The sequence below is a fragment of the Lactobacillus acidophilus genome (assembly GCF_034298135.1).
Taxonomy (GTDB): domain Bacteria; phylum Bacillota; class Bacilli; order Lactobacillales; family Lactobacillaceae; genus Lactobacillus; species Lactobacillus acidophilus.
This window is the reverse complement of the sequence record NZ_CP139575.1, coordinates 701566-716119: the sequence shown is the minus strand read 5'-3', so window position 1 is coordinate 716119 and position 14554 is coordinate 701566. Positions and strand designations below refer to the sequence as shown.

The 14554-nt window shown below is 31.7% G+C and carries 11 protein-coding genes and 1 pseudogene; 6 read left to right on the top strand and 6 right to left on the bottom strand.

From position 1 onward, the window contains the following. Window positions 1–9 precede the first annotated feature (9 nt). From parC to SO785_RS03125, 4 genes are all read left to right on the top strand, one after another. Window positions 10–2460: a DNA topoisomerase IV subunit A gene (gene parC, locus SO785_RS03140; protein ID WP_003547478.1), complete on the top strand. Its 2451-nt coding sequence runs from the start codon at window positions 10–12 to the stop codon at window positions 2458–2460. 136 nt (window positions 2461–2596) lie between these two features. Then, the gene (locus SO785_RS03135) at window positions 2597–3568 is read left to right on the top strand and encodes a LysR family transcriptional regulator (RefSeq protein WP_021874088.1); all 972 of its coding nucleotides are present in this window, start codon (window positions 2597–2599) and stop codon (window positions 3566–3568) included. Window positions 3569–3588: 20 nt separating this feature from the next. Beyond that, window positions 3589–4524, top strand: coding sequence for a manganese-dependent inorganic pyrophosphatase (locus SO785_RS03130; protein WP_003547481.1), 936 nt, complete (start codon window positions 3589–3591; stop codon window positions 4522–4524). 137 nt (window positions 4525–4661) lie between these two features. After that, entirely contained in the window at window positions 4662–5261 is a 600-nt protein-coding gene (locus SO785_RS03125; RefSeq protein WP_003547484.1) for a peptidylprolyl isomerase, read from the top strand. A 41-nt stretch (window positions 5262–5302) separates the two neighbouring features. On the opposite strand, the pseudogene SO785_RS03120 reads toward SO785_RS03125, so the two are convergent. Then, a pseudogene (locus SO785_RS03120) lies at window positions 5303–5661 on the bottom strand (helix-turn-helix domain-containing protein). 308 nt (window positions 5662–5969) lie between these two features. Here SO785_RS03120 and SO785_RS03115 point away from each other — a divergent pair. After that, window positions 5970–6677: a YoaK family protein gene (locus SO785_RS03115; protein WP_003547489.1), complete on the top strand. Its 708-nt coding sequence runs from the start codon at window positions 5970–5972 to the stop codon at window positions 6675–6677. Between the two features lie 1316 nt (window positions 6678–7993). Here the strand turns inward: SO785_RS03115 and SO785_RS03110 are convergent. From SO785_RS03110 to SO785_RS03095, 4 genes are all read right to left on the bottom strand, one after another. Then, window positions 7994–8368: a Fic family protein gene (locus SO785_RS03110; protein ID WP_011254347.1), complete on the bottom strand. Its 375-nt coding sequence runs from the start codon at window positions 8366–8368 to the stop codon at window positions 7994–7996. Window positions 8369–8674: 306 nt separating this feature from the next. Next, entirely contained in the window at window positions 8675–9016 is a 342-nt protein-coding gene (locus tag SO785_RS03105) for a hypothetical protein (RefSeq protein ID WP_003547494.1), read from the bottom strand. A 22-nt stretch (window positions 9017–9038) separates the two neighbouring features. Further along, window positions 9039–10622: an ATP-binding cassette domain-containing protein gene (locus SO785_RS03100; protein WP_003547496.1), complete on the bottom strand. Its 1584-nt coding sequence runs from the start codon at window positions 10620–10622 to the stop codon at window positions 9039–9041. Next, window positions 10619–12208, bottom strand: coding sequence for an ATP-binding cassette domain-containing protein (locus SO785_RS03095; RefSeq protein WP_003547498.1), 1590 nt, complete (start codon window positions 12206–12208; stop codon window positions 10619–10621). The genes SO785_RS03100 and SO785_RS03095 overlap by 4 nt, the downstream gene beginning before the upstream one ends. Before the next feature lie 379 nt (window positions 12209–12587). Here SO785_RS03095 and SO785_RS03090 point away from each other — a divergent pair, with 379 nt between their 5' ends. Further along, entirely contained in the window at window positions 12588–13805 is a 1218-nt protein-coding gene (locus tag SO785_RS03090; RefSeq protein WP_003547500.1) for an MFS transporter, read from the top strand. Between the two features lie 228 nt (window positions 13806–14033). Here the strand turns inward: SO785_RS03090 and SO785_RS03085 are convergent, their stop codons facing one another. Next, window positions 14034–14540 (bottom strand): MarR family transcriptional regulator, encoded by a 507-nt coding sequence (locus SO785_RS03085; RefSeq protein ID WP_003547502.1) that lies wholly within the window; start codon window positions 14538–14540, stop codon window positions 14034–14036. Window positions 14541–14554 lie beyond the last annotated feature (14 nt).

Here is a 14554-nt window from a genome sequence, read left to right as displayed (position 1 = left end):
TTTAATTTAATGGCAATAATAGAACGTATTCGTGAAATGCCACTTGAGCAAGTTATGGGTGAACGTTTTGGACGATATTCAAAATATATTATTCAAGAACGTGCATTACCTGATATCCGTGATGGATTAAAACCTGTTCAACGTCGTATTCTTTATGCGATGTATCAAGATGGAAATACTTATGACAAACCATTTAAAAAAGCAGCTAAGGCCGTAGGTAACATTATGGGTAACTATCACCCACACGGTGATAGTTCTATTTATGGAGCACTAGTCCACTTATCGCAAGACTGGAAAATGCGTGAGCCCTTAGTTGAAATGCACGGTAATAATGGCTCAATGGACGGTGATGGTCCGGCAGCTATGCGTTATACGGAATCTCGTTTAAGCAAAATTTCTAATATGCTTTTACAAGATATCGATAAAGATACTGTCAATATGGTATTAAATTTCGATGATACGGAGTATGAACCTACCGTTTTACCGGCTCGTTTTCCTAATTTATTAGTTAATGGGTCAACAGGAATTTCTTCTGGATATGCTACAGAAATTCCACCTCATAATTTAGGTGAAGTTATTGATGCTACAATTTACTTATTAAAGCATCCTAATGCTTCACTTGAAGACTTAATGAATTATGTTAAAGGTCCTGATTTTCCAACTGGCGCCATTATTATGGGAACCAAAGGAATTAAAGAAGCCTATAAAACTGGTCGTGGCCGTATTCAAGTACGTGCCAAAACTAATATTCAAGACATTCGTGGTCATAGACAAGAAATTGTTGTTACAGAAATACCATTTGAAGTAAATAAATCTCTTTTAGTTAAAAAGATTGATGAAATTCGTTTAAATAAAGAAATTGATGGTATTGCTGAAGTCCGTGATGAAACTGACCGACATGGCTTATCAATTGTAATTGAACTTAAAAAAGATGCCGATTCTCAAAATATTCTAAATTATTTATTTAAAAATACTGATCTTCAAGTATCTTATAACTTCAATATGGTTGCTATAGACCATATGACACCGGTTCAAGTTGGTTTGAAGCGGATATTAGCATCTTACTTGGAACATGAAGAAGCAGTTGTAACTAAGCGAACTAAGTTTGACCTGAATAAGGCTGAAGCTAGATTAGAAATTATTCAAGGCTTAATTCATGCTATGGATATTTTGGATAAAGTAATTAAAACTATTCGTGCTTCTAAAAACAAATCTGATGCTAAAAAGAATTTGATTGCTAGCTATGACTTTACAGAAAATCAAGCAGAAGCTATTGTTTCTTTACAACTTTACAGATTAACTAACACTGATGTTGATGCATTAATTGCTGAACAAACCAAATTAAATAAATTAGCAGAAAAGTATCGCAAACTTTTATCCGATCGTAAGACTCTTGAAAAAGAGATTATCAAGGAACTATCTACAGTTAAAAAAGAATTTGATAATCCTCGCCGCACACAAATTTCAGAACAAAGTGCTAAAGTTGAAATTGATGAAAAAGCATTAGTAGCAGATGAAAAAGTACGTGTATTAATCAGTCGAGATGGTTATTTGAAGCGCTCATCAATTAGATCATATCAATCAACTGATGATGCCGATAATGGGTTACCTGATGGTGACAAGGTAATTTATGAAAACACTTTGTCTACATTAACTAATTTGTATCTGTTTACTAATCGAGGAAATGTGATTTATAGACCAGTTCATGAGTTAGTTGAAACTAAATGGAAAGAAACAGGACAACATCTTTCCCAAGAAATTGGCTTGAGCAGTGATGAGAAAATTATTCGTGTGTTTGCATTTGATGATTTAAATACTAACTCTAATTTCTTACTTGCAACCAATGATGGCTATATTAAACAATTAGAGTTAGCTAACTTACAACCAACTAGAACTTATAGATCTCGTGCAATGAGTGCTATAAATTTAAAATCAAACAACAGTTTACTAGTTGGTGTAGATCTAATTGCTCCAAATGCTGATAAAGAAATAACTTTATTTACCAATCGTGCATATGCAGTTAGATATAATATTAATGAGGTGCCATCTTCTGGAGCTAAAGCTGCTGGTGTTAAATCAGTCAACTTAAAAGATGATGATTACATTGTAGGTTATGTATTAGTAGATAATAAATATGTCGACTTAATTAAGGTCGGATTAATCACACAACGTGGTGCATATAAACAATTCGATCTCAATTTAGTTAATAAAGTTTCCAGAGCTAAACGTGGTGTTCTAGTTTTACGTGAGTTAAAAACTAAGCCACATAGAATTGTGGCAATAATGCCATATGCCCAAAATCATATATTAGATATTACTACTTCAAGTGATCGTCATATTGAAATTAAAACAAATGAACATCCTATGGGTGATCGTTATTCAAATGGTTCATTTGTAGTAGATACAACTACTGATGGTGTTCCTATAAGAATAGAAATGAGTCGACCAATTAGTAATTAATATTTTATAAGTATTTTTATATTTAATAAAAATAAAGGTAGTGTCAAGACGTATGTTTTGACACTATTTATTTTTGGATAGATAATTATTATGTTATGGGACACGGCTAATTATAAAAAGAAAGAAGATAATCATTATGCCTAAAACTGATACTATACTTTCAGCCAAATCCTTGCGTTATTTTTTACAATTAATTGATACTATGAATTATACTCAAGCTGCTCAAATTTTGGGTATAACTCAACCTGCACTAACCCAACAAGTTAAAAAATTAGAACATGCTATTGGTGCTCCATTATTTGGCCAAATGGGAAAGAAACTGTATTTAACTGAAGCAGGAAAAAAAATGGAATCTGCTGCAGTTGAATTACTTAATACTATTAATGGAGTTGTAAGTGATATCCAAGAATATACCCAAGCTGATAAAGGGCACATATCTATTGGTATCTTAAATACATTACAAGTAGATATATTTTACCGTTTTTTGCGCTACTTTAATCAAAAATATCCTGATGTAACTTTTACCGTTGATTGTTATGATCGTAAGGAGTTATGGCGTAGATTAGATACTAATATGATTGACATGGCGCTTATGTATTTGCCTGATAACACTAAAAAAGAGGAGACTAACTTACGTCATCAATATAATCATCAAACTATTTATGATGATCGTCTAGTTGTATTGACACATAAAACAACTGTTGAAGCTGGTAAAAGTTACCCCGTATCTCGTTTTTTAAATAGAAAATGGGTATCTTATCCTGATGATTTCTACTTAACACCATTAATGTATGAATATTTTGGAAAGAAACACAAGCCAAATATTCCAATTAAAATTGCTTCTACTGAAGAGCTTATTAAAATGTCTGAAGAAACAGATTATGATACATTTGTTACCGAATCATATTATGATGCACATCATAATGCTATAGATTTAACACCAGTTTACTTAGACGAAGAACATAAATTCCACATTTCATACGTCTACAGAAAAGGAAAATTAGAGATTCCTAGAATGCAAAATCTACTAAAAGAATGGGAAAAATTCTTGGATAAATACGTTAATTCTAGTAGACTATTAGAAGAAGTAAAACAAAAAGAAAATTAGAAAAAGGGGCAATTTATTTAATGGAAAAAGAATTTGTTTTCGGACACCAAAATCCAGATACTGATGCCATTGGTACTGCTATTGCATTTTCATACTTACAAAACAAATTAGGGTACAATACTGAAGCTGTTGCACTAGGTGAACCTAATGACGAAACTGCATATGCTCTTAAAAAATTTGGTTTTGAAGCACCACGTGTTATTAAAGAAGCTGCACCAGAAGTTGATTCAGTAATGTTAGTTGACCACAATGAACCACAACAAAGCGTATCAGACATTGATAAAGTTAAGGTTACTCATGTTGTGGATCACCACAGAATTATGAACTTTAATACTGCAGATCCTTTGTACTATCGTGCAGAACCTGTGGGTTGTACCTCAACTATTGTTTGGAAAATGTTTAATGAAAATGATATTGAAATTCCTGAAAAAATTGCTGGTATAATGCTTTCAGCTATTATTTCAGATACCTTGCTTCTTAAGTCACCAACAACTACTGATGATGATAAAGAAGCGGTTGAAGCTTTAGCAAAAATTGCAGGCGTAGATTACAAGGATTACGGTTTAGCAATGCTTAAAGCTGGTACTAACATTAATGATAAATCAGAAGAAGAATTAATTGACTTAGATGCTAAGAGCTTCGAATTAAATGGTCATAACGTCCGTGTTGCACAAATTAATGTTGTTGATTTGCCAGAAGCATTAGAACGTAAAGATGCATTCTTAAAAGCCATGGAGAAAGCATCAAATGACAATGATTATGACATGTTTATGCTTTTAATTACTAATATCCTTGACTCAGATTCTGAAGCTCTAGTTGTAGGTTCAGATGAAACTAAGTCATTCTTTGAAAAAGCATTTGATAAGAAACTTGATGATTCAGAAGTTAAGTTACCAGGAGTGGTATCACGTAAGAAGCAAGTTGTTCCACCACTTACTGATGCTTTTAATGCTTAATTATAATCAGCGAATAAGAAGTAGTGTAATTAAACTACTTCTTATTTTTGTTTTCTCCTAATATTAATTGAAATAAACAATATACACTTTATGTTAAAATTAAAAGGTTAATTATATATTTAGAAAAGAGATTATTAATGAATTACCCACAATTAAATTTAGATAAAGTAGATGGGCCTAAGGCGATCCTAAAAACTAGCTATGGTGACATTGAGATTCAATTATTTCCTGAACAAGCACCTATGACTGTCGAAAATTTTGTTCGTTTAGCACAAAAGGGATACTATGATGGAACAACATTTCATCGTGTAATTAGTGATTTTATGATTCAAGGTGGCGATCCCCAGGGCGATGGAACAGGTGGTACAAGTATCTGGAATCATCCTTTTGAAGATGAATTTTCACGCGAATTGTTCAACTTACGTGGAGCATTATCCATGGCAAATTCTGGTCCTAACACTAATGGAAGTCAATTTTTTATTGTTCAAAATAAAAATATGCCTAAGCGCTATATTAAACAAATGGAACCAGCTGGTTATCCTAAAGAAATAATTAACGCATATAAACAGGGTGGAACTCCATGGCTTGATGGACGTCACACAGTTTTCGGTCAAGTAATTTCTGGCATGGATATCGTTGATAAAATTGCTAAAGCTAAGAAAAATAAATTAGATAAGCCGCTTGAAGACATTAAAATCGATAGTATAAAGATTAATAAATCTATTTTTAATGATTAAAGTATAAAAAATAGCTGTTGACTTCTTAATCAACAGCTATTTTATTTTGAATCCATTTCTTTTAAAAGAACAATTAAGGACTTACAAATCCGTTCAGCCTTAACAGTAGGTAACTTGCGTAATTCATTTGTAACTTTTTGAACAAAAATTGGCGTATTATTAGTAGGATTTTCAGATCTAATCTTTTTAACTCGATAAGCGTTATTAACAATATCAGGAGTAGTAGTATTCAAAGCACGTGCAATTGAATCAAGCTTCTGAATACTAATATTTTGATCCTTAGTCCTTTCCAAACGTGAAATAAAGTTCACAGATAAATCACTTAATTCAGCTAGATCTTCTTGCGTAAGTTTTGTTCACGTCTTCTACGAGAAATCTCTTCTCCTAAATTAATATTCACAAAGCATTCGATCCTTTCAAAGTACTTATATTCTTATAATTATAGACTATAAAACATTTTAGGTAAAATGAATAAACTATTTTAATATTATAAACTTGCCATTATATTAAATATTAATATTATTTTATTTTATATACTTATGAAGTGTGATTTACCAGTCTTGTATGCAATTCTACCTCAAAAAATTAAATAATTTGACTATTTATCAAAAAATGATACTAAAACTTTATAAAAATAAAATTAACTATATTTTTTTATAAAGTTTATAATAAATTTGATTGTATATTTTATAAAGATTGGGGATTGAAATGAGTTTAAAAGACATTATTAATAGCAATCGGCCTTCAGAATCACGTCAGTTAGCCTGTGCTTTAACTTTTTGTGGAGGCTTCATTGATGCTTACACATATATTCAAAGGGGGCACACACTGTCTGCTGGACAAACAGGAAATGTTATATTCTTTAGTTCGGCATTAGCAGATCATAATATACCCGGCATGATTAATAGAGCTAGTACATTTATTGCTTTTTCTTTAGGATTACTATTAGTAGGCTTATTTCATAAATATGTAAAAAGTCATTATTGGCGAGTATTCTGTTTATTTCCCATTTTAGTAATTTGCATTGTAGTTGGTTTTTTGCCCAAAAGTGTACCCAATTATTATATTGTTCCAGCAATTGCTTTTGGTTTAGCAGTTCAAAATGCATCTTTTAGTAAAATTGAAGGAATGGGATACAATAATGTTTTTACAACTGGTAATTTAAAAAAATCTGTAGTTGCATGGAGTGCATTTTTCTTTGGGGAAGATAAAAGTAAATATACTGCTGCAGTAAACTATATGATGCTAGTTATTTCATTTGGACTCGGAGCAATTGTATCAGCATTGCTACAAAAAATTTGGGTATTAAAAACTATTTGGATTGCAGTCATATTTTTAGCAATAATTAATTGTATTTATATTATTGCAATAAGAAAACATAAAAAGTTAGACTTATCCGGAAAAAATGATGCTTAAATAAATTCATATTAATCCTAGAACTATTATTTAAATTCTAGGATTTTATTTTTTCTAAATTAAGAAAAAGAGAATAGGTAAAGGTTAACAAATTATTTCTAAATACATCTGCGCATAATTTGTATTATGTAAAGTAAAATGATAAAAATCAACAATAGATGAAATACCTTTAAAATTAGCCCGCAGATTTTGAGCTTTTATTATTTTGATTAATTATGTTTTTAGTTTAAAGATTTACATTCTTAACTTATTCTATTTCGGTTGTTTAACTTTAGCTAGTTGTACTTCCATATTATCTTTATTGTCTTTTAGTTTAAAAATTAAATGCTGAGATCGCAATTCTATGATCAAGTCCATTTATTTTGATCAACAACTACTAATCAATTTAGGCTAACTCTATTTTGATTTTATATTTAGTTAAAGTAACTAATTCTGGTAATGAATAATTGTATGTAAAAGCATCTGAAATCGTCGATCCATAAATCCATCAAATTCTAATAATTAGGACTTATTCAGATACTTATTTGTAAAATAGCATTTTATAAATACTACGGCAATATGCTTTTTAGCAAGCAATAATTGATGCTTGACGGCTGATTTTAAACATACATTTTGAAGACCTTATGCATTAACTAACTTGCATAATAGAGAACTCTGAATTTGCTGATTAAATTATTATTGATATTAAGGGCTCAAATGAAATTTAGTGATATTCCATCATTCAAGCAAACTCAGCAAAACACATAATTTTACTGAATATTTTTATTGTTGCTTTCTATAAAATTATTATTTTAATGCTAGCTAGATGAACCTCTCTCGAAAATCATTGAATTTTCGGCTTTTTAGTATCTAGATATTTTTTAGCTTAAACTATTTATATCTAATTATTTATCTGACACATTCAAGCCAAATTTTCTTTTCAATTAACTTTTATAACCTTACAATCCATTTTTAGCATACATTTGTTCGTGTGTTTAATATTCCTTCCCTGCTATTTGTACTTATCGGCTTATATCCTCCAAAATTTTATTATATTCTTAACCTATTTAGCTGATTACTTATAGCAATGATCTCAAACCGGTATTTTTTATTCTTTAAATTTAAAGATCACCAAATAAAATGCTTCTTAATGCAAAAAGCACAGTATTTTAGTTGATATAGCCTATATATTTTAGTTTTATAACACATAATTTGCTAGTTTTGACGTTATATTTAACTAAATCTCCCCTCCTCTATGACTAGGGAGCAGGAAAGTAGCCAATAAAAAGAGCTCAAAACTCCTACAAACAAAGTTTCAAGCCTAATTTCTAATCCAGTTATATATCTTCAATTTTAATAAGACTGGTTATTTCATGCACATCGGCATTATTTAATGCCTGTATCAGGCCATTATTAGTTAGAGGATAAACAACGATACATTGACCATGATTTGCTGCATAACACTGTAAAAATAAGCGTGTACTACGCCCATTACCTTCTCTAAAAGGGTACATATAATTTAGTAAATCCATCAATTGAGCATAATCTTCAGCATCTAGTTTCTTCTTTTTCCTTTGTGTAGTTAATACATGATCAACATCTTCTTCAGCATAGTTAAAGTGATTGCAATCAAAAAACTGTATTGCCTTTATAGAAATTACCTTGTCGATACTCGCCTGCTCAATCATATAATGGCGTAAATAAAAACTCATTTATTTTAGCAAATGCACTGATATTTTTGACTTTAACTCCTCGCTTTAAAAGAAATAGCTCTCTTTGCGCGGTGATTTCGAATTCTTTTTTAGCGAGTTCCTGTGCATCCCTATAGATGATTATTCTGCACCACAAAGCGAACTTGTTTATACAAAACCAAATCAGATATTTTAACTCCTTGAATTATTTGCTCTTGATCGTCTATCTTTAATTCTTCATCGCTCATTCTTCTGCACTTTCTTTACTTATAGATTAATTAAAGACACTTATGCGTAATAACACAAGTGTCTTTATTGGTTTATATCTTAACTAAATATCCAGCCCAGAATAAACATGTAGACAACCAGCCAAATTACCACTAGGGCAAACGAAATAGCAATGACAGCTGCTTGAGGCATCTTAGATCTAGTAGATATAATTTTGTAGAAAAACATTGCCGAAACTACACCCACTATGCTTGAAGCAATGTTGTAAATATAATCGACTTTAAAAGCAACTATTAAGAGAAACAGTAGACAAATCACACCCCATGCAATTCCTGTCCATTTTGTAGAAATTAAGCGACCGTATCTAACCAAAATAAATATTACTAGAGCAATAATAATTGCTTGTACCCAGATAGGGACTAATGGACCGTAGCTTTCCATAATATACTTCTCCTTATATTTCCTATTCCTTTACCAAATGAATTTCACGATCAAACAACTTGTGCATCCCTTCATTGAAGTTGTGTGCGATAAAGACAATCGTTGCCTTACTATTAACCAAATTCTTCAATATATCCATTGTAGCATTCTGATCAATGGCACTAGTACCTTCATCAATCAGAATAATGTCACTGTCATGCACTTTAGCTTTAGCTAAAACAATCTTCTGTCTTTGACCACCTGAGATATTTAACTTATCCAAATCTAACTTTTCATTTAAACCATCCTTGAATTTATCAATATCTGTATCAAAATTAACTTCTTTAACCGCGGCTTTAACTTTGCTATCAAGCTGATCGTTAAACATTGTAATATTATCTTCAATTGTGGCTGGGAAAACTACTGGATCTTGTGGTATATAACCAATCTTACTTAAATCAGGAGTAATCTCATTACCATTCTGATCTTTATAAACTACATTACCTTCACTAGGCTTCAATTCTCCCAGAATCAATTTAAACAATGTAGATTTACCAGCACCTGAATCACCGGTTAATAAAATCTTTTCACCTTGCTTAATTTGCAAGTCTGGGAAAGCTAAGCTCTCACCATTTGGAAACTGCAATTTAAGATTATGAGTTTCAATTGAAGCAGGTACAACGCCTTGCTTTTCTTTTGGTACCATAACACTACTTGCTGACTGATCAACTTCTTCAATCAATTTAGTCGTACCTTTCATTGCACCACGACCAGATGTAACCAAATTAATACCTTGATTAAGGTAAAAGCGGAAGTTTCCTACAATTATTAAAGCACCAATAGTTATAGTACCTTGTTTAACCAAAACTCCAGCTAGAATGAATAGTATTAAGCCGAACAATGCTGAAACGATCCCATTAACAGCTTCAAGCAATTTAATATAGCTAGTTTGCTCGACGTTGGCATCTTCTAATTTCTTTGAAGCATTTGCAGTAACTGAGAATAACTTAGCACCAGCCAAAAATTGTCTAATCTGTTCTAAGCCTGATAACCAATCATTTAATGTATCTAGATAAACTTGATTACTATCAGAGATCATTTGATTGGCTTTTTGTAATGGTTTTTCTGTTAATCTAGGTAGAAGCAATGATACAGCTACCATTATGCAAATCACGATTAATAACTGCCAACTTAACAGAATCAAATAAATTAATACACTAATAATCAAGACGGTACCATAAATCACACCGAATAAATTGTCAAAGTAATTTTCATTAATAAGTGTTAGATCATTAGTTAATCGGTTTTGCATATCTGCAACAGAATGTTGCTTTTGATCATCATAATAGTGCTTAACTATCTTAGCTCTAACTTGTTGATTTAGATCTTGTTGTAAATAATTATCAGTATTTTGCACTATTGGTATTAGGAAGTTCAAAATAAGCATGATGAAAAAGCATATAATAGCTAGCAAGATAAAATCATGCCAATTTCTTGCCAGTAGGATATTTGTTAAGGTTTGAGTCAAGTAGGTACTAAAAATAGCCATAGCAGGTACTACTATTGATCCTAAGACAAATAAAGCAAATCTAAAGGGATGAATATAAACAAATTGCTTTAAATTCATTTTTCTGCTGCTCCTTTCTTACTCTTCAATTGAATTATCTGATCAAATTTTGCCTGTAATTCTGGGGTAAAGTTATGTGCAATTAATAAGATTGTTTGGTCTGTTTGAAGGAGTTTATCAATAATTTCTTCAGTTGTAGTTTGGTCAATAGCACTAGTTACCTCGTCCATTAAGACAAATGGCTGTTCATGAATTTCACTTCTAGCTAGTACGACCTTTTGTCTTTGACCACCTGATAGATTCTCTTTCTTTAAATCTATTTCAGTATCAATTCCCGCTGGCATTTTAGCTAAATCAGGCCGTAATTGAACTGACTGAGTAACTTCAGCTATCTTGTTTGTCAGTTTATCATTAAACATCACGATATTATCTTTAATACTTGCAGGAAAGACAACTGGATCTTGAGGTAAGTATCCAACTTTTGCTTTATCCAAAGAAATAGCTTGACCGTTCTGATCAAAGAAAGTTATCTGCCCAGCTTCAGGCTTAAGCTTACCTAGCAACATCCTAAACAAAGAAGATTTACCTGTACCTGAGTCACCAACCAATAGAACTTTTTGCCCTTTCTTGATTGTAAAGTCAGGGTAAGAAATCTCTTCTCCTTCTTTATACTTGGCTTTTAACCCAGATACAGCAACACCATAGGCATCTGTTTTCTTAGAAATACCTTTGGCTTTACGTAACTCAGCGGTTTGTTCACGTAATGCCTTAGTTGACTTCACCTTGGTTAAAGCATTGGTGATATCCCAAATACCTGAGAAAATAGTAAAAGCAAAACTGCTAGCAACCGCAAAATCACCAAATGAAATAATATGCATCAAGAATAATATACCAGCCACGACTGACATCCCTATTTGTGATAAAGCATTACCCAATCCATTGATAATTTCAGAAATTGCCCGGTATTTATAGTTTTGCTTATTTGCCTTAACATAATTGCCACTAACTTTCTGCATTTGTCTAGCTAATCTGCCATAAGCAGTATAACGACGTAATTCTTGGAGACCACCCAACCAATGTTCAATCGCATTCAGCAATTTACTGTGCTCTTGGTTTACCTTATCCATTGTTATAGAGGTCTTTTTCTCCATTATCTTAGGTAAAGATAAAGTAATAGCGGCTAAGATTGCTGTAGTTACAATCAAAATCCAGTTCATGCTTATCAACAAAGCAATTGCAATGGTAATTTCCAAGATACCACTTAAAATAGTGACCCAAGTGGCTGCATAGTTTGTTGTAAGTAACTTAAGATTGGCAGTTAGTTCATTCTGCATATCAGCAAGCTTAGCATCCCCTTCACCATAGTAATGGTGCATAATGTCTTTCCTAATCATATGTAAATAATCTTGCGTTTGTCTGGTAAAAACCACAGTTGCAATTGGCAGAAGCAAGGCAGTAATAATTTCTAGTCCTGCTTGAATAAATTGCCAATAAATATATGTATCTAGTTTTCCTGCAGTAATTCCGTTTAAAGCATATTTAAGAAAGTACTGCGAAAAACTACCAGAAAATGCATATAACACGTAAAGCGTAATGATTAAGATTGAACGCGGTATATTACTTTTAAAAAGCTCTCTTATTGTCATAGGCTTTTCCTCCAAGTAGTCCTTTTAAAATACTTAAATTTTTATTTATATTTTAATATTACCCCCCTATTTTTAATTTACAATCTATTTTTACTATGTGGTCATTTTTTCTAACTAAGATGCAATTGTTTGATACTAAGAGCAGCTCATGCTATAATATGGTCAATTTTTAAATAGGAGATGTATTCTAAGTGTTTACTCATAAAAACTTAGGTTTAAGCTTACGGTTAAATTACTTTCTTTTAACCGTTAAGCGCTACTTACAGCTCAACCCCAAATTCTGAAAGTTTGGGGTTTGTTAACTACAATTGAATAGATAACTTTTCCCTGACTTTCAGAAATACTTGCTTTGTCACAGTATTATTAAAGGAACGGGAAAATGTTTAAAATTAAAGATCATAATGTAAATTTACTGTTAATTGGACGCATAGCTACTAATGTCGCAGACTCGTTGTTCTACATAACTATTTTGTGGTACTTTAAGACTGTTTTTCATTCACCAATGATCCTATCGTTAGTCTTCATTGCAGATTCAACTATCGACATGTGTGCGTTCATATTTGGACCATTGATTGATAGAATATACATTAAAAATCTGCTTAAATACGTAACATTAGGTCAAGTTGCTTTAAGTATAATTGCTACAATCTTGTTTTATTTTAAAAACTTAGAGCAATTAATACTTGTTCTGTTGCTACTAACGTATGTACTATCTACTATTGGATCAACATTAATTTATCCAGCTGAAGAAAAAATCTTGCCAGCTATAATCAACAAAGATAAATTAACTAAGGTTAATGGTTTATTTCAGTTAACCTATCGCATTTTAGATTTATTTCTTGACGCATTAGCAACAGTAATAGTAACTTGCTTTTCATTAAATACGGCAATGATCATTAGTACATTTGTTTTTGCTATTGCTATTGGCTTTTATGCTAAGTTATATCTACCAAGAAATTTAATGTTATCTGAAAAAAATAATGATTACTTCACCGGTAAGTATTTACAAGATTTACTTAAAGGCTGGCATGTACTAAAAGATGAGGGTCAAATCTTGCTTTTAATCATCCCTCTTGCGGTAACTAATTTGTTTTATGGTATTGCTTCAATAGGGATGCCATATTTTGCCAGTCAATATTTGACCAAATCTGCAATTAGCTATGGTGGATTGGAATTCTTCTCTTCCATTGGCGGTTTATTAGGAAGCATAGCTATTACCAAAGTAAGTACCTTAAAATATAAATTGGAACATCTGGTTGTCATCTGTTTAGGTTTAGCTGGAATTTCTGTAGTTCTAGAAGCCCTTGCTGCTACCTGCATACCCTGGTTAATACTTGTCTTTGCATTAAGTAATGCTTTTTGGCTTAGTATCATGAATATTAACTTTGAAGTTATAATTCAAGAAAGCTTCAGTCCACACATACTTGGTAGAATCGAGACAATTAACAGCAGTATTATTAACTGTATGATTCCTATAGGATCTTTTTTGGGTGGGATAATCGTACAGAGATTTAATGGTAGTCTTGCCATACTATTACAAGGCATTGCAGAAATTACCACTGCAATGTTCTACTTACTTGTTTTTAATAAAAAATAAATTAAGAAGGGATGCTTACTATTAATTTTAGTAGGCATCCCTTTTACTATCTAATATTAAATTTTTGATAATAACCTGCATTTTCAAAAGCATAAGGCTTATCAGTACTTTTAAATATACTCGCCGGCAATGAAAATGGGCGTCGTGAAAGTCTTCTTCAATTACAGGCTATCACTCAACATCAGTTAGAATATTTAATGAATACTTTCGAATAATGCATCCCTCATACTAGGAAAAATTACGTTCAAAGTTGTAAACGTCTTTAATGAACTTATCTACTATCGTTAATTCATTCTCAGAGTATTTTTCCATAAAGTATTGCGATATTCTTTGATTAATCTGCTCATGCATCTTGTCATGAACAATCGCGATCTCTTTACCTGAATCTAAAAGATGATAGTATATCTTCTTACGATCGCCTTGCTTTTGCAGAGAAGATATTAAATCATACTGCATTAGTTTTTTAGCTGCTCTAGTAATTCCACCGCGAGTGACTTGAAGCTGTTCAGACAATTCTATTCCTGTTTTATCGTCACTTTCTAAGCTAGACAATATATGTAAGGCAATAATAGACAGGCTAGGAACAATGTCACGCAAACTTTCATCTGATAAATGCTCTTCGATCCAGAGCTGCTCCTTAGATCCATGACGTCCTTCATTCTCTGCTTTAATATCTTCAATCGTCTTGTAGATATTATCTATAGTAGTATTTTTGTTCATATTGACTTTCTCCATAATAACTTAAGTCA